The organism is Vreelandella boliviensis LC1, from assembly GCF_000236035.1.
Taxonomy (GTDB): Bacteria; Pseudomonadota; Gammaproteobacteria; order Pseudomonadales; family Halomonadaceae; genus Vreelandella; species Vreelandella boliviensis.
This window is the reverse complement of the sequence record NZ_JH393259.1, coordinates 69,163-94,385: the sequence shown is the minus strand read 5'-3', so window position 1 is coordinate 94,385 and position 25,223 is coordinate 69,163. Positions and strand designations below refer to the sequence as shown.

The window sequence follows — 25,223 nt, the reverse complement described above, 5'->3', positions numbered from 1 at the left end:
TCACAGAGAGCCTTTCGATGACTCCTTTGCTGTCCTTGCCTTCAAAAATTGTTGACACCGCTTGGCACTATCGCCCCACATTAAGCACGGAGCAGCTTGTCTTATGGGTCGTGGTCATATTCAGTGTTTTTTACAATCTACCTTTTTGGCAGCAAGCCCTTGCTGGCTATGACCTTTTTGCCGTCAAGACGTGGCTGACCTTTGCCAATATGTTGTTGGTAATGATCAGTCTTAACTTTTTGGTCTTCGTTAGCCTTGCTTTTCGACCGCTGGTAAAGCCCTTATTAACCTTACTGTTTCTGATTGCCGCCTTTGTCAGCTACTTTACCAGTTATTACGGCACTTATTTTGACACTTCCATGTTAGAAAATGTGCTTCAAACGGACACTAACGAAGCACAGGAACTTCTCACCGCTAGTTTACTGATTCATTTGGCCATCTTTTTCGGCTTGCCTACCCTCATGATTTGGCGAGTTAAAATCACGCCTTCAACATGGAAGAAGGCAATACTGCGTCGCTCGGCTTATTGCCTCGCCGGTACAGCTATATTGCTGTTAGCGATCTTCTTATCTTATCAAGAAGTGTCGTCACTGATGCGCAACAATAAACAGCTTCGCTACTTGGTGACCCCCGGTAATTATATTGTTTCGATGGCGCAGGCGCTTTCCAGCCAACACGCTAACGAGAATACGGCGCGATCCCCAGTAGGAGAGGATGCCTACACCAGTTCACAAGAGGGTGACAAACCCACACTGCTCGTCATCGTGGTGGGCGAAACGGTGCGGGCGGCGAATTGGGGATTAAATGGTTATGAGCGCCAAACCACGCCCAAACTTGCCCAGCAGCCTGACGTTATCAATTTTTCGGACGTCTCTTCATGCGGTACAAGCACGGCGGTCTCATTACCCTGCATGTTTTCATTACCAGGGCGTGCCGATTACGCTAAATCCTATGCTCAGCAACATGAGTCCTTGCTGAACGTATTAGCCCACGCAGGGTTAGAGGTCACCTGGCTTGATAACCAGTCAGGGTGTAAAGGCGTCTGCGAGGGAGTGACTACAAAAGTGCTCTCGCCAAAAGACTATGCGCCTTTGTGCCCAGATGGACGATGCATGGACGAAGCACTGGCTCAAGCCTTAACCACGCAAATTAGCAGTACCTCAACTGATCAGGTGGTCGTGCTGCATCAGCTAGGCAACCACGGGCCCAGCTATTACCAACGTTACCCTGCCGCCTACGAACGGTTTGTGCCCGCCTGCACCACCGCTGATTTAGCCAAGTGTTCAAGAGAGGCCATCACCAACAGCTACGACAATGCCATTCTATATACCGACACCGTATTGAATCAGGTGATTGAGACGCTAAAGCGCCAGGATGAATACGTAACCGCGATGATCTATCTCTCGGATCATGGTGAATCGCTGGGCGAAAAAGGGCTTTATCTGCACGGCATTCCCTATGCTATTGCCCCCGACGAACAGACGCATGTGCCTATGGTGTGGTGGCTATCCAACGCATTTTCACAGCAGCAAGGGCTCGATACGGCCTGCTTACGCCAAATCTCTGATCAAGCCGCCTCGCACGATAACTTATTTCACAGCGTGTTGGGCTTGCTTGGCGTAGCAACGGATGTTTACCAGCAGGCAGAAGATATTAGCCAAGCGTGCCGACAACCCTCCAGCAGTTAAACGCGTAAGTGATTGTTAAGTATTCGGTGGCAAGATAGGTTAAACCTCATAACGATTCGGGTGCATCGAAATGTTCATATCGCTCTTATCAATCAAAAAGGCAGCGCCTGATGATTGGATAGCTAGTGATGATACTGTTCTCATTGACGGGCAATGGTTTTATTTTCGGCTATACGTATTTTTAACTATCTTGTTAACCGTTCTCCTGGTGCTATTTGGGGTAGAGTCCATTGAAATCATTATCGCTATTTTTAGCATCGGGGTCAGCAGTACCTCTCAGCTATTGAGGTTAAGCAGTGCAAGCACAACTATGGGTAGCCTTCTTCATCCTTTAGCGAATGAGGTTTTAGATACGCTGGACGCGATAGGTATGGCAGGCGTTGGGACTGTGGTTGTTTTGTTTCTTCTGGCTTAATACCTACCCTTAACTCATGGTGCATCTAGTAAATGTCTTCAAGATATCGCCCCTGCGACGTCACCCCTTTTTCAGTAGCAACCGGGTTTAGAGTCAGAAGTTACTTTATCGTTTTTGACAGCCAGTTGCTTGGCATAATCGGCGTGCAGGGGCGCTCACCACTTTTTTTCTCAGCGCCTCGCGAGTGACCTCCATCTCCAGTAACGATCCGGCGAGCAGCTTCTTTAATCGTGTATTTTCAGTCTCGAGTTCTTTAAGTCGCTTGGCATCCGGTACGCTCATGCCGCCGAACTTGCTACGCCAAAGGTAATAGCTGGCTTCCGAAAAACCATGCCGACGGCAGAGTTCCTTGATGGGGAGCCCCGCTTCGGCTTCACGCAGGAAACCGATGATCTGTTCTTCACTGAAACGCTTCTTCATGTCCAATCTCCTTACCCATAGGATCGGACTCTAAAGTGTAGCGCTACTCAATCAGGGGGTGACGTCGCGTTCTTTTATAAATCGCATTGGTTGGTTATGCATAACGCTAACACAGATCAGGGCGGTGTTTTCCAAACAGCCTTAGCATTCAACAGAGCTATAAAACTGTCTCTAAATAGCCCCGTGGGATCACTTAAGGAATCTCGTCATGCCTCTCGATAGCGTTGAACCAGTAGGCATTAATGCTTGCGGCGTTGTGCATGCGGTGAGAGGCGCGGTGGTTGATGTTATTTTCGAAGATGGCGTCATGCCGCCCATTAATGCCGCCTTGACGGTTGCGTGGGATCAACCCACTTTGCTCCTGCTAGAGGTGCATAGCCACCTTGATAGGAAAACGCTGCGCGCTGTTGCATTTCAATCGACCGCGGGGTTATCCCGTGGCGTATTGGTTCATGCAACAGGTAGCCCTGTCACGGTGCCTGTCGGTGTTGCAGTGTTGGGACGACTACTGGATGTTATCGGCCAACCACAAGATGATAGTATTTCGTTACCCGACGACACGCCCCGCCGATCCATCCATGCGCTTCCCCCTTCACTAAGAACACAATCCACTAGCACAGAGATATTTGAGACAGGCATCAAGGTCATTGACCTGTTGACGCCGATGGCCCAGGGCGGAAAAGCGGCAATGTTTGGCGGTGCAGGGGTCGGCAAAACCGTGCTGGTAATGGAATTAATTCGCGCCATGGTCGAGAAATACCAAGGTATTTCAGTGTTTGCAGGGATTGGGGAGCGCTCACGCGAGGGGCACGAACTGCTGACCGAAATGCAGGCATCAGGCGTCTTGGAACGAACAGTACTGGTCTATGGCCAGATGAATGAGCCCCCCGGGGCCCGTTGGCGGGCACCGTTAACAGCGCTCACCATTGCAGAATATTTTCGTGATCAGAAGCACCAAAACGTGCTTCTGTTGATGGACAATGTGTTTCGTTTTGTCCAAGCAGGTGCCGAAGTATCGAGTTTATTGGGCAGGCTGCCTTCCCGCGTTGGCTATCAACCTACACTGGCCACTGAAGTCGCCCAACTTCAGGAACGTATCGCCTCAGTAGCAGGCGCTGCCGTTACCGCCATTCAGGCAGTCTATGTGCCTGCTGACGATTTTACAGACCCAGCGGTGACGACCATCTCCAGTCATATGGATTGTGTCATTGTGCTATCACGCGCCCAGGCAGCGCAGGGGTTCTACCCTGCGATTGATCCGCTTGCCTCCTCGTCTATGCTGCTTGACCCCTCTGTGGTAGGCGTCGAACACTATCAAACCGCCGAGGCTGTCAGGCAGGCATTGGCAAGATTCAAGGAGCTTGGCGATATCATTTCCTTACTGGGCATTGAGGAGTTAGGCGCGGCGGATCGGCTGATGGTCAAACGCGCCCGGAGACTACAACGCTTTCTTAGCCAACCGTTTATGGTCACCGAAGCCTTTACCGGCACGCCGGGCGCAAGGGTTTCCCTCAAAGAGACGCTCGCCGGATGCCGAGCCATTTTAGAGGGCGTCACCGATGAATGGTCCGAAAGCTCGCTATATATGGTAGGCACGCTAGAACAGGCGCGTGCCAAGGAGGCGCAGGCGATAGCTAGTGACGCCGAGCTATCCCTTGGTGAGGGTGCTATATGAAACTGAAAATCATCACCCCGCTGGCGATTATCGTTGAAGAGGAGATCGATAGCCTGCGTGCAGAGGATGCAAGCGGTAGCTTCGGAATTCTGAAAAGCCATGCCCCCTTCTTAACGTCACTTAGCCTCTCGATCCTCAGTTGGCGGGTATCCACCACCGAACAATTCTGTGCTGTTCGTGGCGGTGTGCTAACGGTCGCTAAGGGAGGCGCCATTGAGATCACGACACGCGAAGCGGTCATCGGCAATGACCTTGCCACACTGGGTGCCGACGTCTTGGCACGTTTCGAGGCGGAGGCGGAAGAGGAAAAGGTCGAGCATGTTGAGAGCATGCGCCTGCAGGTCAACGCCATACGACAAATGATCAGTCGGCTTCATCGTGGCGCCAATTCAGGAGAATTCCGGTGAGCGCCAATCATTCTAGAAACCCTAACGATGTTTCGCCAAACGATGATCCCTTGGTCAGTGAAGCCCGGCGCCGGCACCAACGTCATGAACGTTGGCTGCGCGAAGGCGACATGTCCGTTGGCCGTCGTCTTGCTCAAATCGGGGTGCTCGGCTGGATATTTATCGTGCCTACCCTGGCTGGCCTATTTTTTGGCCGTTGGCTGGATACCCAACTGACCACCGGCATCTTCTGGACCACACCGCTGATGCTGCTGGGCATATGCCTTGGCGCCTGGACAGCCTGGAAATGGATGAATGCACGATGATCAACGCGCTTTCTTTGCCGACCCCTTTGCCACACTCGTTGCCACTCTTTTTACCACTCACTATCCCGTTGTGTTTTCTGGGCGGACTGGCGCTTGGCTATGTCTACTTTCGCGCTCTGCAGAAGACGATTGACCTTTTTGTGAGCGTTAGCCAGGGGCCTCCTTTCATGGGCATGGCGCTAACGCTGGGGCGCTTAACGCTACTTGCCCTAGGCCTTTACTTTGCCGTGCTGATGGGCGGCTTAACGCTGTTAGCCATGCTGGCAGGCATTGTGTCAGCCAAGGCGCTCATGTTTCGCAAAATAAGGCACGCCAGCCCATGAAATCCCCTCTTCAAGCCAATGTTCTGTTTCAACTCGGGCCAGTTCCCATCACCGAAGCCGTCATCACAACGTGGGCAATTATGGTGGTCCTCATCCTTGGGTCGTTGTTGCTCACCCGGCACCTCGCTACGCGACCCGGTAAACGCCAAGCCATGCTTGAGCTTATCGTCGTCACTTTAGATACCCAAATACGCGAGACCACGGGCGCCGCGCCAGCGTCCTACCGAGGATTCATCGGTACCCTTTTCCTGTTCATCCTAGTCGCCAACTGGTCGTCACTTATACCGGGGCTAACCCCACCAACCGCCCAGCTCGAAACCGATGCGGCGTTGGCGCTACTGGTTTTTTTATCGATCATCTGGTTCGGCATCAGCAAAGGTGGCGTGCGGGGTTATTTTAAATCTTTCGCCGCACCCAACCTCATTATGATTCCGCTGAATATTCTGGAAAGCGTCACCCGGATCTTTTCAATGTTTGTGCGTTTGTTTGGCAACGTGATGAGCGGTGTTTTTGTGATCGGCATCGTTGCCTCATTAGCCGGCCTACTGGTGCCTATTCCATTAATGGCGCTCGATCTGCTGACCGGACTGGTACAAGCCTACATCTTTGCCGTGCTGGCGATGGTGTTCATCACAGCGACAGTCGAAGAAAGCCAACCCACAGTGAAAGACTCAACACCCGTATCGCCACTTTTAGAGAGGGAATCTTGATGGACTATCTCAGCATGATCAGTATTTTCGGTGCTGCTTTCGCCGTGGCGTTTGGCGCCATCGGACCTGCACTTGCAGAAGGGCGCGCCGTCGCAGCCGCTATGGATGCTATCGCGCGCCAGCCTGAAGCCGCTAATACCATCTCACGGACACTGTTCGTCGGTTTGGCGATGATTGAAACGACAGCCATTTACTGTCTGGTCATCTCGCTGCTACTGCTGTTCGCCAACCCGTTACTTGGGTAATAGCATGAGCATTGATTTCTGGAGCCTGGGGTTACAGGCCGTTAACGTCATCATTCTGATCTGGCTGCTGTCACGGTTTTTTTGGCGGCCGGTCGCCGCCGCGATTAGCAAACGTCAGGACGCGGTGGGCACTCTGCTAAGCGACGCTCAAACAGCTAAGACCAACGCCGACACCCTCCTTGCGGAAGTGACGACTGCCCGTGAAGGCATCGCAGCAGAGCGCGAGACTATGCTGACCGAGGCCGCGAAAACGGCGGAAATTGCCGCCAACCTAACGCTGACGAATGCTCAAAAACAAGCGCAGACACTCATTGATACCGCCCAGCTTGAAAGCGTTCGGGAGGCCGACGCGCTGCGCGCCGAACTCACGGCACAGGCTACTCAGCTCGCCGTTAACATTGCGCAGAAATTACTCAGCCGCCTGGACACCGCTGTTGTTCAAAGTGCGTTTGTGGGCTTGCTGGTTGAAGCGATAGGAGCGCTTTCCGCAGATGATCGACAGTCATTACGGGCGGCAGACCAAGGCATAGAAATGGTCAGCACACTAGACATTAACGAACAGGACAAGGCAACGCTGACACAAGCGCTCGGTCAAGCACTTGGCAGTTTGCCAGCGCTGACCTTTGTTTCTGACTCCGAACTGATTGCGGGCCTTGAGATTAAAACCCCGCACTTCGCGCTTCACAACAGCTGGCAGTCGGATCTCACGACGATCGCCAAGGCACTTAACCATGCCGAATAGCCCGCTGGATTGGCTTCAAGCCTCGCAAAGCGTAGTTAGCTCCACATCCATCGGCCCGCAAACTGCGCGTACGGGGCGTGTTGAGGAAATCAGCGACGGCGTGGCGATGATTTCTGGGTTGCGCGATGTTCGCCTTGATGAGGTACTCAGGTTCGAAGGGGGTCAACTCGGGTTTGCTCGGGTTCTTGACCCTGACTTGATAGGCTGCGTTTTGTTAGATTCAGCCACCGATGTTAACTCAGGAGATGCCGTATTCAGCACGGGAGACGTTATCAGTGTACCCGTGGGCGAAGCGCTGTTGGGTAGAGTGATTGATCCGCTGGGCCGCCCTTTAGATGGCAAGGGGCCGATAGAGGCAACGACTTACCTGCCCATTGAACGCCCGGCACCGTCGATTATTGAGCGCGATCTAGTCACCGAACCCGTTCAAACCGGCATTTTGGTCGTAGACACGCTATTCGCCCTAGGCCGAGGCCAACGTGAGTTAATTGTGGGGGACCACGCTACCGGCAAAACCACGCTGGCCACCGACGCCCTGATTGCTCAGAAGTCGAGCGATTTGATTTGCGTGTATGTCGCGGTAGGACAAAAGACCTCCAGCGTTCGCCGGGTGATTGATGCACTGCAAACTCAGGGAGACTTCACGCGCTGCATCGTCCTAGTGGCAGGATCGGCCAGCTCTCCAGGACTGCAATGGATCGCGCCCTATGCCGGGGTCACGGTGGCAGAGTATTTTCGTGATAAGGGGCAGCATGCGCTAATCGTCATTGACGATCTTTCTAAACATGCGGCCACCCACCGCGAAATCGCCCTGCTAACGCGACAGGCGCCTGGGCGCGAAGCGTATCCGGGCGATGTTTTTTATATACATGCAAGGTTATTGGAACGGGCCGCTAAGCTGTCGAAAGCTCGCGGAGGCGGCTCGTTGACCGCACTACCGATTGCCGAGACGGATGCAGGCAATCTTTCGGCCTTCATACCGACCAATCTGATTTCCATCACCGATGGACAGATTGTACTCAGCGCAGACATGTTCCATCAGGGCCAAAAACCGGCGGTGGATGCGGGACTCAGCGTCAGCCGTGTGGGTGGAAAAACGCAAGCTAAACCACTGCGCGAGGCAGCCAGTACTTTGCGTCTCGACTATGCGCAATTTTTAGAACTGGAGGTTTTCACCCGTTTTGGAGGGATGCCCGATGGCCGAGTGCGCGAACAATTAACCCGTGGAGCACGGATTAGAGCCATTCTCCGCCAACCGCAGCATGTACCGTATCGTTTAGTTGATGAGATTGCACTCATGCTAGCAGTGCAATCCGGGCTTTTAGACCCATTACCGTTAGACGCTATAGCGACCTTTTGCGCGGGCCTGGCAGGCGTACTAGATCAGGATGCCCCAGAGGTTTTACGCCTTATTACTGACACGGGCGACGTGGATAGTGCTGCACGCGACACGCTAATTGCAGCGATAACTCGCTTTGCTGAATCGTTAATAAAAAATCCTGCATAAAAGGTGCTAAGACGCGATGACAGAACGACTAGCAGATATTAGTGCCAGGATAGAAGGCATCCGCCAACTAGGGGCCGTAATGAATGCGATGAAAGGCATCGCGGCCTCACGTGCCCAAGTTGCACGGACACAAATGCAGGCCGTCGATAGCTATGCCGCCACCATTGCCACAGCGATCTCCAGCGCCATTGGCACCACCTCTACTTCCGTCAAAAAAACCACAAAAAACTCTCACTGCGAACGAGGTTTGTTGGTGTTTTGTGCTGAACAGGGGTTCGCTGGCGCGTTCAGTGAACGGGTGCTGGATAGTATTGTGACAACAGACACCACCCAGCCTTTATTTATTATCGGCACACGCGGATGCTCAATTGCAGCGGCCCGTGGGTTAGTGGCACGCTGGAGCCATGCGATGCCTGCGCGGACACTGGGCATACCCAAGCTGGCAGATGACATCACCAAAGCGATCTATCATGAAATGGCTCTGGGCAATATTGATGGCTTGGATGTTCTCTTTACTACCTGGACGGCTGGACGCAGCGCGGTCATTCAACAGGCTATTCTTCCCATTGACCCCACAGCTTTCCCACCGGAAACTGATCACCGCTTCCTAATACAAATCCCCATCGACACGTTGATCAGCGATCTGAGCACGGATTATTTCCATGCCATAGTGTGTAAGGCGGCGCTTCATGCCTTTAGCGCAGAAAATGAAGCACGCATGGCCGCCATGTCAGCAGCGGGAAGTCAGATTGAGCAAGAGCTAGAGGCGTTTCAAGCCACATTACGCCGCGTTAGGCAGGAAACCATTACCGCAGAAATCATTGAACTGGGAACCGGATTCGCCACTGTTAATGGCCATTGACAGCCACTACGCAGCCATAAACGTGTCGACGTGGCGCTTGGTTAATTACTTAAGCAGCGGCCCCGTTTGATCCAGATAGGTTGGATCAAAGTCGACCAGTGTGGCAAGACCTTGATAATTATCGAAGGTCACCACGCCATTACGAAATGTAAGCAGCCCATTTTCTCGCAGCTGCCTAAGCACTCGGTTCACATGCACCGCTGTCAGGCCTAACGCATCGGCCAAGTGGTATTGCGTTAACGGGCAGGTGTACCCACTTTTATCTCCCATACCCACCAGCGTTAGCCGTGAGCCTAACTCCAGCAGAAAATGCGCCATGCGCTCTACCGCGCTGCGTCTCCCGATATTAACCAAGTGCTCCACCACCATAGCCTCGTCACGAGACGCCGCCCATAAGACAGCCGTCGCCAAACGCAGGTTCTGCGCAAACACATTCAGTAAATCTCTCACCAGCACTTCAGACACTTCAATATCAGTAACTGATTCAATGCTGCGATCAGACGTATGCAGTAATGCACTGCGAAGACCCAGAAAATCCCCAGGAATTTGGAAATCGACAATTTGGCGTGACCCATCAGGCAGTATTTTATAGGAGCAGACCCAGCCCGCCGCCAGAATGTAGGCTATCTGGTCTGATTGCCCCTGATGCACCAGATCTCTACCCGCCACTAACGCCTTGCGACGCCTGTGCAACCCCGATAGAAGCGACAGATCTGACGTCGATAACGCCACGAATGCCCCCAGTTTTTTTGCCAAAGGCGTATCTTCAATCACCGTCAAATTTTCTTCCCATTTAGTTATGAATAAAACCTCATTACAGGCTGCTTTGTGTTAGCCCAGCATAGCGGGCTTTATGTAACTCTGCTGACATTCGCGAACAAGACGGTGACCCATCATCGTTTCTCATTTCTCTCCAAAGAGCAGCCAACATGCCAAAACAAAATGAATACCAAGGAATGGCCGCATTATCCATTTGCGAGTCAATGCTGCTTGCCATAAATGACCAAAAGCTTTTATCGGAGAGCGCCATTATCGGCATTCTACAAGACGCTGCCAGCGCACATGAGCATGCGGCGAGTCTCGATTGCGACCCTAGTGCGCACTTGGCGGTAGCAGCCTTGATTAATGGCATCATCAGTGGCGGTAACTCGGTTCGACGACCATAAGGGGCGCAGTGTAAGAAGCTATTTTAAAGGCACCACTAACTTTGATCAGCACCGGACATCCATGTGGGCATTAAACTCTCGGCAGGAAATGGATGGAATATTCACGCCATCCTAAAGGGGGAACAATGTTAAAGCGTCCGGCAACCACCTGTACCGATGAAGTAGCTGCAGATACCAACCGTTCTGGTGCGAAAGCCAGCCCACCTTCTTTGTATAAAACCATAGATCAATTTACCCACAGCGCCGTTGCGAAAACGACGGGGGGCCTTGCTCCCTCCGTGCTTGGAGAAGCCTGGTTGGACTGGGCCGTGCATATGGCTGCTTCGCCGGGTAAACAATGGCAACTAATGGAATCGGCAATGCGCAATGCACAGGCGCTTTGGTTACAGTCGATCCCTGGCAATGAAGCAACATGCGCTAACAATAAGCCGGAAGACAAGCGCTTTGCCAGTCACGGCTGGCAGCAGTATCCGTTTAATCTCTGGTCGCAGGCACATTGTCAGCACTGGCAATGGTGGCAAGAAGCCATGACCGGCGTTCATGGCGTTGCCCCGTCGCATGAAGATCTCATGGCATTTGTGGCTGGCCTTTTGGTTGATACATCGGCGCCCTCTAATTTCCCCTTCACCAACCCCGACGTTATCGCCGCAATGCAAGCAGAGCAGGGCCAGAATTTTGTTCGGGGTGCCAAGAACCTTGCCAACGATCTCCACCAAAAAGCCAGCCCATCAGAACCTGCGAGCCCTCAGCTCTTTAAGGTTGGGCAAAATCTGGCCATAACGCCGGGCAAGGTGGTTTTTCGGAACCATTTGATTGAATTAATACAATATACGCCCAGCACTGAACGTGTCCGCCCCGAACCCATTCTCATCGTGCCTGCCTGGATCATGAAGTACTACATTCTTGATTTATCACCTACAAACTCACTCGTTCAGTTTCTGGTGGGCCAGGGCTTTACCGTGTTTATCGTGTCTTGGAAGAATCCTAGCGTTGAGGATCGCGACCTAGGCATGGAGGAGTATCGACAGCTCGGCGTAATGGAGGCTATTGATGCTATCCAGGCGATTACCCAAGCGCCCAAACTTCATGCAGTGGGTTACTGCCTGGGTGGGACACTGCTTGCCATTGCCGCGGCGGCCATGGCACGCGACGGCGATGATCGTTGCGCAACGGTCTCCTTGCTCGCCGCTCAAATTGATTTCACCGAGGCGGGGCCGTTACGCTTGTTCATCAACGACTCCCAGGTCACGATGATTGAAGACATGATGTCGCAGACGGGGTATTTGTCATCGGATCAAATGGCCGGTGCTTTTGCCTTATTACGTGCTAAAGACCTGATCTGGGCGCCTGCCATTGACCGTTATTTGCTGGGCGTGCAGGGCCACTCCTTCGACCTGATGACATGGAATGCTGACGCGACACGAATGCCTTACCGAATGCACTCAGAATATTTACGCAGGCTTTTTCTGAATAATGACTTGGCCGATGGGCGCTATCAGGTGGGTAACAAAGCTATTGCGGTCACCGACATTCGTGCCCCTATCTTCGCCGTTGGCACTGAGGATGATCATGTCGCCCCCTGGCGATCGGTCTACAAATTGCACCTGTTCGTTGATGTGGATGTGACCTTCGTTCTGACCAGTGGCGGACACAATGCAGGAATTGTGTCGGAACCTGGTCACCAACACCGACATTTTCGCATTGCCAACACTCCTGCTGACGCGTATTACCGCTCACCTGCGGACTGGTGTGCCGAGACTACCTCGCAAGAAGGATCTTGGTGGCCTGGGTTCACAAATTGGCTGGCACAACATTCAAGCGATCCCACCACGCCTCCCCACATGGGCACCCGCTCTGGCCAATATGCCGTGCTGTGCGATGCGCCTGGCACCTATGTGAAGCAAACATGAGCACTCTCGCCTATGTGGATGGAGGCTACCATGTCCGAGCTTGAGCACGTGGTAGAGGCAGCGTCGACTATTGCCTATATAGAGAACAAAACCTACGACGAGATTGCCATCGGGGATAGCGCTGAACTGACCCGTACATTGAGAACGCAGGACATCGAGCTATTCGCCGTTATGTCAGGCGACGTTAATCCTGCACATGTTGATACTGAATACGCGAAAACCGATATGTTTCATGGCGTCATTGCCCATGGCATGTGGGGCGGTGCACTGATCTCGGCGGTACTTGGCACTCAATTACCTGGCCCCGGCACCGTCTTCCTCTCCCAGAGTCTTAAGTTTATGGCCCCTGTCGGACTTGGCGATACGGTTATTGTGAGAGTTGAAGTTACCGAAAAACACGCAAAGGGCCGTTTAACTCTCGCCTGCACGTGCTTCAATGAGCGCAACATATTGGTGATCAGTGGCAACGCAGAGGTGATCGCTCCGCACGAAAAAGTGCGGCGCCCAAGAGTCGTCTTACCCGACGTTCACTTACACGTTCAAGGTGCTCAATACGCCAAGTTAATCGCCGCGACGCACAACCTCGCGGCTATCCGCACCGCTGTCGTTCACCCCTGCGATGAGCTTTCCATCATTGGCGCCCTTGATGCCGCGCGACAGGGTATGATCGTCCCAATTCTGGTGGGGCCAACGGCCAAGATCCAGGCAGTTGCCAAGGCCGCTGGGCAAAGCCTCGATGGCATCGAAATTGTCGATGCGCCGCATAGCCATGCCGCGGCGGATGCAGCCGTGGCACTGGTGCGTTCCGCTCGTGTGGAAGCGCTTATGAAAGGGTCACTGCATACCGACGAATTAATGAACGCTGTAGTGAACTCGGACACGGGCCTGCGCACCGAACGTCGAATGAGCCACGTTTACGTGCTTGATGTGCCACCCTACCCCAAGCCACTTTTCATCACCGATGCCGCTATCAATATCGATCCCGACCTCGCCACCAAACGCGACATCGTCCAAAACGCAATCGATCTTGCTCACTCACTGGGCATCCATCAGCCAAAGGTAGCGATATTATCAGCAGTAGAGACCGTCAACCCGCATATGATCTCGACGCTTGATGCCGCAGCACTGTGTAAAATGGCTGAACGGGGCCAGATCACCGGCGGCTTGATTGATGGGCCGTTGGCCTTCGACAATGCCATTTCTGCCGCGGCTGCAAAGACAAAGGGCATCGTTTCTAACGTTGCTGGCGACGCCGACATATTGGTTGCTCCCGACCTCGAAGCCGCTAATATGATGGCCAAACAGCTCATCTATCTGGCCGGTGCCGACGCGGCGGGCATTGTGTTGGGTGCGCGCGTGCCGATTATTCTGACCAGCCGAGCGGATAGCCCGATGGCTCGCCTGGCCTCATGTGCATTGGCCCAATGCTTTATTAGCAACAGAGCGAATAAAGCACTATGACAGATGCAATCTTGGTCTTAAACGTAGGTTCATCGAGCCTTAAGTTTGCCCTCTATGCGGATGAAGCAACCCCTTCAGTAGCCCTATTGCGGGGTAAAATTGCGGGCATTGGCAGCCATCCCATTTTTTCAGCACGTGATGATCACAATCTTGCCCTGCAGCAAACCGAAGGGATGCGTTTAACCACTGGAAGCACGCTTGACGACATTATTCCCGCGCTCCTTGATTGGCTAAAACGCCACCGGGGTGGTGTTAATATCATCGCAGCGGGTCACCGAGTGGTGCATGGCGGGCGTAACCATACCGGCCCTGCAAAGGTGACTGAAGCACTGCTTGACGAGCTAGCGACACTCGTTCCGCTAGCTCCCCTTCATCAACCGCACAATTTGCAGGCGATACGTGCAGTTTGCTCTTTTCTCCCTACCCTGCCTCAAGTCGCCTGCTTCGATACCAGTTTTCACCGAACCCAAGACCGGCTTGCCCAGCTATTTGCGCTTCCTCGCACCCTGACGGATGCGGGTATTATTCGTTATGGTTTTCACGGTCTCTCTTACGACTACATCGCTAGCAGATTACCGCATTACCTTGGCGCTAAGGCGGATGCCCGCGTTGTCATGGCTCACCTGGGCAATGGCGCCAGTATGTGCGCCATGAAGGCCCGGCAGAGTGTAGCGACCAGCATGGGATTCACGGCGCTTGATGGCCTGATGATGGGGCAACGCTGCGGCTCGATAGACCCCGGCGTGCTGCTATATCTTCTCGATGGTTTGGATATGACAACACAGGAGCTTAAGCACTTACTCTACGAAGAGTCAGGGCTTTTGGGCGTGTCGGGCATTAGTAATGATATGGCAATACTGCAGTCAAGCCCTGCTCCCGAAGCTCTGGAAGCCATTGAGCTTTTTTGTTACCGCGCAGCGTGTGAACTTGCAGCTCTTTGCACAACAATAGGCGGTCTCGACGCTATTGTTTTCACGGCTGGAATCGGAGAAAACTCTGCGCTCGTCCGTCGTCTTATCTGTGATCATCTAGCCTGGATGGGAGTAGCCTTGGATGGTCATGCGAACGAGCGTAATGAACACCAGATTAGCTCAACAACATCGACGGTAGATGTCATGGTTATTCCCACCAATGAGGAGATGACTATTGCATGCGCCACACACAGGGTAACAACTCAGCAGGTAAAGCGTTGCCGGTCTCAAGTTCAGTAATAGTACTGTTTTTTTTAATCAGAGTAGTTTAGGAAAAGCTAAAAAAACATGCTTATCCCTGCATCCTTTTGCTGGGTGATACGTCTTCCTAGCAAGCAACGCACACGACAAAAGGCGCTACTTGCATGTTGGATATCTTTACAAGGTTAGCCGACTGGCTCATCTATGGCTTAGCAGGCCTGGATCCGGCCAGTAAATGGGACTCATCCCTGCATTTTTTCATTGAAGACACTACCAAGATCTTTGCGCTACTGGTGGTAATGATCTTCGTGATCGCCCTTGCACGCGCCTATCTCGACCTTGAGCGTGTGCGTGATTATATCCAGAACAAGAATCGCTTCTGTGGCTACGGGCTTGGCGCAAGCTTCGGCGCCATCACCCCGTTTTGTTCTTGCTCCAGTATCCCGTTGTTTCTCGGCTTCACTAGCGCGGGCATCCCGCTAGGCATCACGATGGCTTTCCTGTTCACCTCGCCAATTATCAATGAAGTCGCGGTAATCATGCTGTGGAGCCTGTTGGGTTGGGAATTCACCCTGGTTTACGTGGTCATCGGCATGGCGGTAGGTATCGGCGGCGGCATGATACTCGATGCGCTCAAGGGCGAACGTTGGCTCAAGGACTTTACGGCTAAAGCCTACCAGCAGGCCAGCAATACGCCGCAAAGCGACGTGCCAGCCCCCAAGGCGCCTTCCCTCTCCATGAAGGAACGCCATGTATTTGCCCGTAACGAACTCAAGGAGATCGTTGCGCGAATCTGGAAATGGATAATCATCGGCGTGGGCCTGGGTGCTGCACTGCATGGTTTTGTCCCCGATGGCTGGTTCGCCGACAACCTCGGCAGCGGCCAATGGTGGAATGTACCCGTTGCCGTGTTCGCCGGGCTGCCGCTCTACTCCAATGCCACTGGGGTGATCCCCATCATGGAAAGCCTAATCCTCAAAGGGCTACCAGTAGGCACCACACTAGCTTTCTGTATGAGCACCGTTGCGGCCAGTTTTCCTGAATTCATTATGCTCAAGCAGGTCATGCAGTGGCGGCTGCTGGGCACAATTTTCGTCATCCTGCTGACCAATTTCATGATCGTAGGCTGGCTGATTAACCTGCTGAGCCCCTGGCTGTTCAGTGGATTCGCAAGATAAAGGAGATTCACCATGAAAAAGGTCGAAGTGTTGGGTACCGGCTGCAAAAAGTGCGTGACCACCGCCGAGCAACTAGAGGCCGTGGCCGGCGAACTAGGTATTGAAGTTGCCGTCGAGAAGGTCACCGACCCGGCGGCCATCATGGGTTATAAGGTCATGGCAACGCCGGGTATCGCTATTGATGGCAAGCTTGTGCATAGCGGCGGCGTGCCCGATCGGCACAAAATAGAATCGCTGTTGACGGCCTGACATACAAGAGCAAGGGTCAGTTGGCCTTGTGCCTGCCGCTGCCCGCTTAAAACCGACCCCCTCGACACACTTATGGCTGGCGGCGTGGGTCGATCTTGGCCAGCTTCACCAATGCCATTCTGCTGTTGGTGGCTATGGGCATACTGGCCTGGGAGGCCATCCAACGTCTGCAGACACCCACATCAATAGAAGCCGACACGGTGATGGTGGTAGCAGGCATCGGCATTGTCATCAACGCCGTGACCGCTTGGCTCTTTCTTGCCGGGAGTAAGCATGACTTAAATATTCGTGGCGCCTTTCTGCATATGGCCGCCGATGCCGTTGTCTCGTTGGGGGTGGTAGTGGCTGGAGGGCTCTATCTCTGCCAGGGCTGAACCTGGATCGATCCGGTGGTGAGCCTGCTGATCGCTCTGGGGATCGTAGTAGGTACCTGATCGCTGTTCCACCGCTCGCTACACCTGCTGTTCGATGACGCCCCCGATGGGGTCGACAGTGAGGCTATTCGGAGCGACCTTTTAGCGCTATCCGGGGTGTTTGACGTTCACGTAACAGGAATAGATAAAAAGTAGAATTTTCATTCTTAACACGATAGAGAAGCTACTTGGGACAGTAAGTAGGGCTAACCTTTCCGGGAGATTATTACAAAGATAGATGATGTCACGTAGACTAAATTTTAAGTCTAATTAAGGCAGGGAGGAATCAAAATGGAGGCGGCCCCAAAAGCCACATCCCGGCACACGCAGCCACCACTACCGTTGCTCCCTTCCGGGCCTGGCGGGGTTCGCAGTTTAGCGTTGCGGGAGGACCTAAGGGGCCACCATAACGGCACACTTTTTTATGTATTTTACTTCTTACAGACAGTAGTAAGTGTGCTGAGGCTGATGTGGTGGCTACGCCCTGATTTGAACAGGGGACCCCATCATTATGAGTGATGTGCTCTAACCAGCTGAGCTACGTAGCCTTTTCCTCATCAACGGGCGCAGATTATGCCTACCTTAATGACGAAAGGCAAGCCGGATTCCGGCTTGCCTTTCCAGTCAACAAAGCGTATCGAAATCGCCTTACAGAATAGCGGCGCGTACGGCCTCTAAACCAGGCTCGCCGTCGCGTGTTGTAACACCGTCTAACCACTCTTCCAGCACACTGTCATTGGCCTTCAAGTAGTCACGCGCAGCATCACGAGGATCTTCACCATCATCCATGATCGCGCTCATTAGTTGATTTTCCATCTCCAACGTAAAGGTCATATTGCGCAGCAAAGTACCTACATTCGGGCATTCATCCACAAACCCTGCCCGGGTATTGGTGTGCACGGTAGCGCCACCTAAATCTGGGCCGAAATAGTCATCGGCATCAGAAAGATAGGCCATATCGAAGTTAGAGTTCATGGGGTGCGGCTCCCAGCCTAAAAACACCATCCACTGCTCGTTGGGCACCCGAGCACGTAGCTCTGCCAACATCCCCGCCTCACTGGAATCGACCACTTGCCAATCGCCTAACCCGTAGGCATCGTCATCAATCATCTGCTCGATAAGTTCATTACCGTCGTTACCCGCTTCGATGCCGTGCACACTGCTATCAAACTGGTCGGCATGCTCCGCCAAGTCATTAACCGACGTCACGCCCGCGTCATAAACGTATTGGGGAACCGCCAGGGTATACTTGGCCCCTTCCAAGTTGGTCGCCAAGCGCTCTACTTCACCGCGCTCAATATAGGGATCACTAATAGAGGCCATCGAGGGCATCCAGTTACCCAGGAAGACATCGAAATCATTGTTGCGCATACCGGCATAGGCAATCGGCACGGAAACTGTGTCAACTCTTGGCTCGTAGCCAAGACCCTCAAGCACTTCACTGGCTAAAGCAGTGGTCGCGGTGATATCGGTCCAACCGACTTCAGCAAAGCGCACGCTGCTGCACTCATCGGCATAAGCCACCGTTGGCAAGCCCGCTGCCAGCAATAAAGCACCTGCGTAGCGTGAAGAAATTTTGCTCATCATCATTGTCCCCCTATAAATCTATTACAAACATCGGCGTCTTTTTATTGATTGAACGTTCAATAAAAAAATGCCATCATGGTTAGGTAATCATGTCTACGCCGGGGTTTCAAGCATCGACCTCTGTTAGGCATTCAACGAATTAGGAGAATCTCTTTAGGAGAACGTCGTGCCAAAGGTGGGAATGGAACCGATACGCCGTCAGCAGCTAATTAACGCGACCATGGCAGCCATTGATGAAGTCGGCCTAGCCGAAACCACTGTGATGCGCATTGCGCGTCATGCAGGCGTTTCAGCAGGCATTATCAGCCACTACTTTGGCGGTAAAGATGGCCTGTTGGAAGCGACCATGCGGCAAATCCTGACCGACCTAACCACGGCTGTTGCGGTACGCCGCCATGCATTAGAAGACAACTCTCCCCGCGCCCATATCGGTGCCATTATTGAAGGCAACTTTGATCGCACGCAGGTCACCGGCCCCGCCGCCAAGACTTGGTTAGCGTTCTGGGCCAGCAGCATGCACAAACCGATGCTGCAGCGGTTGCAAAACGTCAACGACCGCCGTCTTTATAGCAATTTATGCCACCAGTTCCGGCGTGTGATGCCCCGCTTAGAGGCCCGTAACGCCGCCCGAGGTTTGGCCGCCATGATTGATGGGCTGTGGCTGCGTGGCGCACTAACGCCAGAAGGCCTTGATGCTGAAGAAGCGCGCTTTCTTGCCCACACCCATCTCGACCAGCTTTTTGCTCACTATGGATGCCAACAACCCGCATCCAATACTTTCAGCTAATTTTTTATCTTATTTAAGGAGACCTACATGGCCGCTCAAGACGTACAGCCACTTTATATTGATGGTCGCCAGGTAGACGCCACTTCAAGCGAAACGTTTACCGTTACCAACCCGTTTGATGGCAGCCTGCTGGCCACTATCGGCCAAGCAACCAAAGCCGATGTCGATTCAGCCGTCGCAGCGGCCCAACGTGGCCAGCGCGAGTGGGCTGCGATGACCGGTATGCAGCGTTCACGTATCATGCTGCGCGCCGTTGCGCTATTAAGAGAGCGCAATGACGAACTCGCCGAACTGGAAACCCGCAACACCGGCAAACCGATCAGCGAAACCGCTAGTGTCGATATCGTCACCGGCGCGGATGCGTTGGAGTACTACGCAGGTTTAGCACCCGCTATTGAAGGCAGTCAGATTCCGTTGCGCGATAGCTCGTTTGTGTACACCCGCCGTGAGCCTCTGGGTGTTATCGGCGCGATTGGTGCTTGGAACTACCCGATTCAAATTGCCTGTTGGAAAGCTGCCCCGGCGCTGGCTGCGGGTAACGCCATTGTTTTCAAACCTAGCGAAGTCACCCCGCTCACCGTGATGAAACTGGCGGAGATCTTCACCGAGGCAGGCCTGCCCAACGGCGTCTTTAACGTGGTTCAGGGCGATGGCCGCGTGGGCGCAATGCTCACCGAGCACCCCGGCATCGCTAAGGTGTCATTCACCGGCGAAGCGGGCACGGGCAAGAAAGTCATGGCCGCCGCCGCTAGCTCGACATTAAAAGACGTCACCATGGAATTGGGCGGCAAATCACCGCTGCTGGTATTCGCCGATGCCGATCTCAATCGCGCTGCCGACGCCGCCATGATGGCCAACTTCTACTCCAGCGGCCAAATCTGCACCAACGGCACGCGGGTATTTGTTGAACGCAGTGTTAAAGATGCCTTTGAAGCCAAGTTGGTGGAGCGCGTTAAGCGCATCAAAGCAGGCGATCCGATGGATCCAAGCGTTAACTTTGGCCCGCTGGTCAGCTTTGAACACCAGGAAAAAGTGCTCTCTTATATTGCTCTGGGTAAAGAGCAAGGTGCTCGCTTGTTAGTCGGTGGCGAAGACTGGAACGGTGGCAACTTTGCAGATGGCGCCTGGGCCGCGCCCACGGTGTTCACCGACTGCACCGACGATATGCGTATCGTGCGTGAAGAGATCTTTGGCCCAGTGATGTCGGTACTCGCCTTTGATGATGAAGAAGAGGTGATTCGCCGCGCCAATGACACCACCTACGGCCTGGCCGCGGGTGTCTTCAGTGAAAGCTTGAACCGCGCCCACCGCGTGATTCACCAGCTGGAAGCGGGTATTTGCTGGATCAACACCTGGGGCGAGTCACCCTCTGAGATGCCGGTAGGCGGCTACAAAGAGTCTGGCATTGGTCGTGAAAACGGTATCGAGACGCTTAATCACTATACCCAAACCAAGTCCGTACAGATTGAAATGGGGCCTTTTGAGTCAGTGTTTTAAGGAGTTTATATGTCTCAACCACGCGAATTTGATTACATCATTATCGGCGCAGGCTCGGCGGGCAATGTGCTCGCTACCCGCCTTACCGAAGACAGCAGTGTCAGCGTACTGCTGCTAGAAGCGGGTGGGCCGGATTATCGCTTCGATTTCCGCACCCAAATGCCCGCCGCTCTGGCGTTTCCGCTACAGGGTAAGCGCTACAACTGGGCATTTGAAACCGACCCTGAACCGCATATGGACGGCCGCCGTATGGAGTGTGGCCGCGGCAAAGGTCTTGGCGGCTCATCGCTGATTAACGGTATGTGCTATATCCGCGGCAACGCCCTTGATTACGACAACTGGGCTAAGCAGCCCGGCCTTGAAGATTGGGACTACCTAAGCTGCCTGCCCTACTTCAAGAAGTGCGAAACCCGCGACATCGGTGCCAACAGCTACCACGGTGGCGACGGCCCAGTCAGCGTGACCACACCTAAAGACACTAATAACCCGCTTTATCGCATCTTTATTGAGGCGGGCAAACAGGCGGGCTACCCGGAAACCGACGACGTTAACGGCTACCAGCAAGAAGGCTTCGGCCCCATGGACCGCTTCGTCACGCCCAAAGGCCGCCGCGCATCCACAGCTCGGGGCTACCTGGATACCGCCAAACAGCGCCATAACCTCACCATCGAAACACATGCCGTCACCGACGTTATTGAGTTTGAAGGCAAGCGTGCGGTGGGTGTTCGCTATGAACAGAAAGGCGAAAAACAGCAGACCTATGCCCGTCGTGAAGTGCTGCTGTGCGGTGGCGCCATCGCCTCTCCGCAGATTCTACAGCGCTCCGGTATCGGCAACCCAGAACTACTCAAAGAACTCGATATCGAGACGGTTCACGCCCTGCCCGGCGTGGGTGAAAACCTCCAGGATCACCTGGAAATGTACATTCAGTACGAGTGCAAAGAGCCGATTTCGCTCTACCCCGCGCTAAAATGGTACAACCAGCCCAAAATTGGCGCCGAGTGGCTTTTCAATGGCACCGGCGTGGGCGCCAGCAACCAGTTTGAATCCTGTGGCTTTATTCGTAGCCGCGACGAAGAGGAGTGGCCTAACTTGCAGTACCACTTCCTCCCTATTGCGATTAGCTACAACGGCAAAAGCGCGGTGCAAGCCCACGGCTTCCAGGCCCACGTTGGCTCCATGCGTTCAGAAAGCCGCGGGCGTATTCGACTCAACTCGAAAGACCCTCACGCCGCGCCCAGCATTCTGTTCAACTACATGGCCAAAGAGAAAGATTGGCAAGAGTTCCGCGACGCCATTCGCCTCACCCGCGATATCATCTCCCAGCCAGCGTTTGATAAATACCGAGGCCGTGAAATAGCCCCCGGCCCAAGCGTCCAAACAGATGCAGAGCTCGATGCCTTCGTCAAACAGCACGCCGAAACCGCCTACCACCCCTGTGGTAGCTGCCGGATGGGCAACGACGAAATGGCGGTCACCGATGGTCAGGGCCGCGTCCATGGGATTGAAGGCCTGCGTGTGGTCGATGCCTCACTCTTCCCGGTGATTCCCACCGGCAATTTGAACGCGCCCACCATTATGCTGGCCGAAAAAATCGCCGACCGTATTAAAGGTCACCAGCCGCTCCCTCGTGCCAGCGTTGACTACTATTTAGCTAACGGAGCACCGGCCAAACGCGCCTGAACATTTAGTCTGTTTATCACTCAAAACGCTATGGCTTGTCGCCATGGCGTTTTTTTTGGCTACGTTAAAAGCACAAGCTAACCCAAACGTGCCTAAAAACTTGCGTGTGGTGGCCCCCATCTGCCAATATTCAAACAAGTGTTCGACTCAATATCTCAACAACGATGTTACTCGCGTTTTATTAACACGTTTTATTAACAACAGTCGGCCTGCAACAGTGGCCTGCAAAAAGAGAGATAACCTATGCTCACCCTACTTCTTATCGTGCTCGCCATTGCAGGCTTGCTCGTGGTCATGCGTCGCGAAGCAGGCGCCCCCGCGGCGCTGGCGGTACTTGGCGTATTAGGCCTTGTTGGCCTACTGTTTGACGCGGAAGTCATTGGCATACTGCTGCTGATAGGCGCTGCCGCGGTAGCCGTAGCCGGTCTGCCCGCGCTACGTCGCAAGTGGCTAACACCCCGTCTGTTCGCCACCTTTAAAAAAGTCGCCCCCAAAGTTTCCGCTACCGAGCGCACCGCACTCGAAGCAGGCAGCGTCTCTTGGGACGGAGAGCTATTTTCAGGCAAGCCCCAGTGGGACAAGCTGCTCGCCTTTAAAGACGATGGCCTGCGCGACGATGAAAAAGCCTTCTTAGCCAATCAGTGTGCTAAAGCCGCTGGCATGTGCAACGCCTGGGATATCGCCCAAGAGCGTGCCGACCTGCCCCAGCAGCTTTGGGACTACCTGAAAAAAGAAGGCTTCTTCGGCATGATTATTCCGAAGGAGTATGGCGGCCTGGGCTTCTCAGCCAAAGCGCAGTCCATGGTGCTGCAGAAGCTCTCTGCCAATGAAACCCTGATGGTGACCGTGGGCGTACCCAACTCCCTCGGCCCTGGCGAGCTACTGCTTAAATACGGTACTCAAGAGCAGAAAGATCACTACCTGCCGCGCTTATCCGATGGCCGTGAGATTCCCTGCTTTGGCCTCACCGGCCCCCGCGCTGGCTCTGACGCTACCTCGCTGCCAGATACTGGCGTAGTCTGCAAACAGACTATCAATGGCGAAGAAGTGATTGGCCTACGCCTTAACTTCGAAAAACGCTGGATCACCCTGGCCCCAATCGCCACCGTGGTGGGCTTGGCATTCCGTCTATTTGACCCGGAAAAGCTGCTGGGCGACGAAGCAGATCGCGGTATTACCCTGGCGTTGATCCCACGCGATACCGATGGCATGGAAATCGGCCGCCGTCACCACCCCATCGGCAGCCCCTTTATGAACGGCCCGATCATTGGTAAAGATGTCTTTGTACCGCTGGACACGATTATTGGTGGCCCGGACATGATCGGCCAGGGCTGGCGGATGCTGGTGGAGTGTCTGTCGATTGGCCGCTGTATCACCCTCCCATCAGGTGCTACCGGTACTGCACGCTACGCGTTGGGCTGGAGTGGCGGTTTCACCCGCGTTCGTCGCCAGTTCAATGTGCCGGTGGCCGAGATGGAAGGTGTGCAAGAGCCCCTCGCTCGCATGGCCGCACTGGCCTATATCTCCCAAGCCACCGTGTATCAAACCGCCAATATGATCGATCACGGCGAAAAACCCGCTGTGCCCTCGGCCATCCTGAAAAGCCAGCTAACCGAGTTCCAACGCGTGTTGCTCAGCGACGCCATGGATGTTCACGGCGGCAAAGCGGTGACCCTTGGCCCACGTAACTACCTGGGTATCGGCTACAGCGCCAACCCGGTGGCGATCACCGTGGAAGGCGCCAACATCATGACCCGTAACCTGATGATCTTTGGTCAGGGCGCAATCCGTTGCCACCCTTACGTGCTTGACGAGCTGGCGGCGAAAGATGCCAACGATATGCAGGCGTTTGATAAAGCGTTCTTCGGCCACGCTGGCTTAATCTTTGGCAACGCGGCGCGGGCCTTTACTTTGGGCTTTGGCATCGGCAAAGCCAGCGTGCCCTTCGATGGTCCCGCTGCAGTTTATGCCCAGGATATTGCCCGCCTCTCCGCTGGCTTTGGCCTGTGTGCCGACGCCGCTATGGCGAGCTTGGGTTCAGCGCTGAAAAAACGTGAAATGATCTCTGCGCGACTGGGGGATGTGCTATCTAACCTCTACCTCACTTCGATGGTGCTCAAACAGTGGCAAGCAGGCAGCAAGGTAGAAGGCGAAGAGGCGCTGCTGCACTACAGCTGTCGCTACTTGCTCCAGCGTGCTGAGCAGGCATTTGTAGAAATTTTCGATAACCTACCCAACCGCGCCCTGGGCAAAACGCTCAACGCCGTAGTGATGCCCACCGGTCGCCGCTGGAATAAACCCCACGATGACCTGGCGCGCGATATCGCTAAGCGTGTTTCTACGCACAGCGCCCTGCGTACCAAGCTGCTGGAAAACACTTGGGATGCGGACGACGGTGAACAGCGCAATCCGCTGGCACGCTACAACGCCCTGCTGGTCGATTATGACCGTGCCGAGAAAATCTATCGCACGGTGAACAAGGCCTATGCCAAAGGCGAGCTACCGCAAACGGCGCTGCACCCTGAAGCACGGGTTGAGGCCAGCTTAGAAAAAGGTTTGATCAGCGCCGAGGATGCCGAGTTTATGCGCACCTTTGAGGCTGAAGTTCTGGAAATGCTCACCGTGGACGATTTCGCCTACGATGCCTTTGCCAAGAACAAATCCACACTGATCGATCACAACGCAAAACCTGCGCCAGCGCCAAAGCAGGCAGCAACAAACGTTAAGTAATACCGCCTTTTCAAAGCGTTAGCTGTAAAGACAACCGACTCCTGCGCGCCAGGAGTCGGTTTTTTTTGTGTTTACAATTTAAATTTTCACT

Annotated in this window: 23 protein-coding genes, 1 tRNA gene, 1 other RNA gene and 2 pseudogenes; 22 read left to right on the top strand and 5 right to left on the bottom strand. The window is 53.9% G+C overall.

Translation table 11 applies throughout. The features are described 5' to 3' along the window. The first annotated feature begins 17 nt into the window (after positions 1 to 17). Together KUC_RS14920 and KUC_RS14915 are read left to right on the top strand one after the other, a co-directional pair. Positions 18 to 1,688, top strand: a complete 1,671-nt coding sequence (locus KUC_RS14920) for a phosphoethanolamine transferase (RefSeq protein WP_040481189.1) — start codon at positions 18 to 20, stop codon at positions 1,686 to 1,688. Between the two features lie 70 nt (positions 1,689 to 1,758). Further along, the gene (locus KUC_RS14915; protein WP_040481187.1) at positions 1,759 to 2,103 is read left to right on the top strand and encodes a hypothetical protein; all 345 of its coding nucleotides are present in this window, start codon (positions 1,759 to 1,761) and stop codon (positions 2,101 to 2,103) included. Between the two features lie 138 nt (positions 2,104 to 2,241). On the opposite strand, the pseudogene KUC_RS14910 reads toward KUC_RS14915, so the two are convergent. Next, positions 2,242 to 2,523: pseudogene (locus tag KUC_RS14910) on the bottom strand (transposase); the annotation flags it as partial. A gap of 208 nt (positions 2,524 to 2,731) precedes the next feature. Here KUC_RS14910 and atpD point away from each other — a divergent pair. From atpD to KUC_RS14865, 9 genes are read left to right on the top strand one after another with little or no spacing between them, the layout of a single operon-like run. Beyond that, positions 2,732 to 4,198 (top strand): F0F1 ATP synthase subunit beta, encoded by a 1,467-nt coding sequence (atpD, locus tag KUC_RS14905; protein WP_007114052.1) that lies wholly within the window; start codon positions 2,732 to 2,734, stop codon positions 4,196 to 4,198. Next, entirely contained in the window at positions 4,195 to 4,605 is a 411-nt protein-coding gene (locus KUC_RS14900; RefSeq protein ID WP_007114051.1) for a F0F1 ATP synthase subunit epsilon, read from the top strand. Before atpD ends, KUC_RS14900 begins: the two co-directional genes overlap by 4 nt. Next, the gene (locus KUC_RS14895) at positions 4,602 to 4,910 is read left to right on the top strand and encodes an AtpZ/AtpI family protein (RefSeq protein WP_083825785.1); all 309 of its coding nucleotides are present in this window, start codon (positions 4,602 to 4,604) and stop codon (positions 4,908 to 4,910) included. Before KUC_RS14900 ends, KUC_RS14895 begins: the two co-directional genes overlap by 4 nt. Beyond that, entirely contained in the window at positions 4,892 to 5,233 is a 342-nt protein-coding gene (locus KUC_RS14890; protein WP_167537996.1) for an ATP synthase subunit I, read from the top strand. Before KUC_RS14895 ends, KUC_RS14890 begins: the two co-directional genes overlap by 19 nt. Then, entirely contained in the window at positions 5,230 to 5,943 is a 714-nt protein-coding gene (locus KUC_RS14885; RefSeq protein ID WP_040481183.1) for a F0F1 ATP synthase subunit A, read from the top strand. The genes KUC_RS14890 and KUC_RS14885 overlap by 4 nt, the downstream gene beginning before the upstream one ends. Next, complete coding sequence (locus tag KUC_RS14880; protein WP_007114046.1) at positions 5,943 to 6,188, top strand: F0F1 ATP synthase subunit C; 246 nt, start codon at positions 5,943 to 5,945, stop codon at positions 6,186 to 6,188. The genes KUC_RS14885 and KUC_RS14880 overlap by 1 nt, the downstream gene beginning before the upstream one ends. 4 nt (positions 6,189 to 6,192) lie before the next feature. Next, positions 6,193 to 6,930, top strand: coding sequence for a F0F1 ATP synthase subunit B (gene atpF, locus KUC_RS14875; RefSeq protein ID WP_007114045.1), 738 nt, complete (start codon positions 6,193 to 6,195; stop codon positions 6,928 to 6,930). Beyond that, complete coding sequence (locus KUC_RS14870; protein WP_007114044.1) at positions 6,920 to 8,437, top strand: F0F1 ATP synthase subunit alpha; 1,518 nt, start codon at positions 6,920 to 6,922, stop codon at positions 8,435 to 8,437. The genes atpF and KUC_RS14870 overlap by 11 nt, the downstream gene beginning before the upstream one ends. A gap of 16 nt (positions 8,438 to 8,453) precedes the next feature. Next, positions 8,454 to 9,299, top strand: a complete 846-nt coding sequence (locus KUC_RS14865; RefSeq protein ID WP_040481181.1) for a F0F1 ATP synthase subunit gamma — start codon at positions 8,454 to 8,456, stop codon at positions 9,297 to 9,299. 45 nt (positions 9,300 to 9,344) lie between these two features. Here KUC_RS14865 and KUC_RS14860 read toward each other — a convergent pair whose 3' ends face one another. Further along, complete coding sequence (locus tag KUC_RS14860; RefSeq protein ID WP_244264833.1) at positions 9,345 to 10,073, bottom strand: Crp/Fnr family transcriptional regulator; 729 nt, start codon at positions 10,071 to 10,073, stop codon at positions 9,345 to 9,347. Between the two features lie 155 nt (positions 10,074 to 10,228). Here KUC_RS14860 and KUC_RS14855 point away from each other — a divergent pair, with 155 nt between their 5' ends. The 7 genes and pseudogenes from KUC_RS14855 to KUC_RS20105 all read left to right on the top strand — a co-directional run. After that, positions 10,229 to 10,465, top strand: coding sequence for a hypothetical protein (locus KUC_RS14855; protein ID WP_040481180.1), 237 nt, complete (start codon positions 10,229 to 10,231; stop codon positions 10,463 to 10,465). A gap of 125 nt (positions 10,466 to 10,590) precedes the next feature. Then, positions 10,591 to 12,375: a PHA/PHB synthase family protein gene (locus KUC_RS14850; protein WP_007114040.1), complete on the top strand. Its 1,785-nt coding sequence runs from the start codon at positions 10,591 to 10,593 to the stop codon at positions 12,373 to 12,375. Between the two features lie 30 nt (positions 12,376 to 12,405). Then, a complete protein-coding gene (locus KUC_RS14845; protein WP_050804870.1) occupies positions 12,406 to 13,836 on the top strand; it encodes a bifunctional enoyl-CoA hydratase/phosphate acetyltransferase in 1,431 nt (476 codons plus the stop codon). Next, entirely contained in the window at positions 13,833 to 15,047 is a 1,215-nt protein-coding gene (locus KUC_RS14840; protein WP_007114038.1) for an acetate/propionate family kinase, read from the top strand. The genes KUC_RS14845 and KUC_RS14840 overlap by 4 nt, the downstream gene beginning before the upstream one ends. A 125-nt stretch (positions 15,048 to 15,172) precedes the next feature. Beyond that, entirely contained in the window at positions 15,173 to 16,186 is a 1,014-nt protein-coding gene (locus tag KUC_RS14835) for a permease (protein ID WP_007114037.1), read from the top strand. Between the two features lie 12 nt (positions 16,187 to 16,198). After that, on the top strand, positions 16,199 to 16,435 hold the full coding sequence (locus KUC_RS14830) for a thioredoxin family protein (protein ID WP_007114036.1): 237 nt from the start codon (positions 16,199 to 16,201) through the stop codon (positions 16,433 to 16,435). A 71-nt stretch (positions 16,436 to 16,506) separates the two neighbouring features. Beyond that, a pseudogene (locus KUC_RS20105) lies at positions 16,507 to 16,809 on the top strand (cation diffusion facilitator family transporter); the annotation flags it as partial. Positions 16,810 to 17,149: 340 nt separating this feature from the next. Here KUC_RS20105 and ffs read toward each other — a convergent pair. From ffs to KUC_RS14815, 3 genes are all read right to left on the bottom strand, one after another. After that, positions 17,150 to 17,246: signal recognition particle sRNA small type (gene ffs, locus KUC_RS19455), an RNA gene on the bottom strand. A 73-nt stretch (positions 17,247 to 17,319) separates the two neighbouring features. Continuing rightward, positions 17,320 to 17,396: transfer RNA gene (locus KUC_RS14820), tRNA-Met, on the bottom strand. A 100-nt stretch (positions 17,397 to 17,496) separates the two neighbouring features. Then, positions 17,497 to 18,432, bottom strand: coding sequence for a choline ABC transporter substrate-binding protein (locus KUC_RS14815; RefSeq protein WP_040481359.1), 936 nt, complete (start codon positions 18,430 to 18,432; stop codon positions 17,497 to 17,499). Between the two features lie 169 nt (positions 18,433 to 18,601). On the opposite strand from KUC_RS14815, the gene betI reads away from it, so the two are divergent. The 4 genes from betI (at position 18,602) to KUC_RS14795 (ending at position 25,132) form a co-directional block, all read left to right on the top strand. Further along, positions 18,602 to 19,222 carry a transcriptional regulator BetI gene (gene betI / locus KUC_RS14810; RefSeq protein ID WP_176459015.1) on the top strand — a complete coding sequence of 207 codons (621 nt, stop codon included), beginning with the start codon at positions 18,602 to 18,604 and terminating at the stop codon, positions 19,220 to 19,222. Between the two features lie 27 nt (positions 19,223 to 19,249). Then, a complete protein-coding gene (betB, locus tag KUC_RS14805; protein WP_007114032.1) occupies positions 19,250 to 20,719 on the top strand; it encodes a betaine-aldehyde dehydrogenase in 1,470 nt (489 codons plus the stop codon). 9 nt (positions 20,720 to 20,728) lie between these two features. Next, positions 20,729 to 22,402, top strand: coding sequence for a choline dehydrogenase (gene betA, locus KUC_RS14800; protein ID WP_007114031.1), 1,674 nt, complete (start codon positions 20,729 to 20,731; stop codon positions 22,400 to 22,402). Positions 22,403 to 22,645: 243 nt separating this feature from the next. Then, positions 22,646 to 25,132, top strand: coding sequence for an acyl-CoA dehydrogenase (locus KUC_RS14795; protein WP_007114030.1), 2,487 nt, complete (start codon positions 22,646 to 22,648; stop codon positions 25,130 to 25,132). The last annotated feature ends 91 nt before the right edge of the window (positions 25,133 to 25,223 follow it).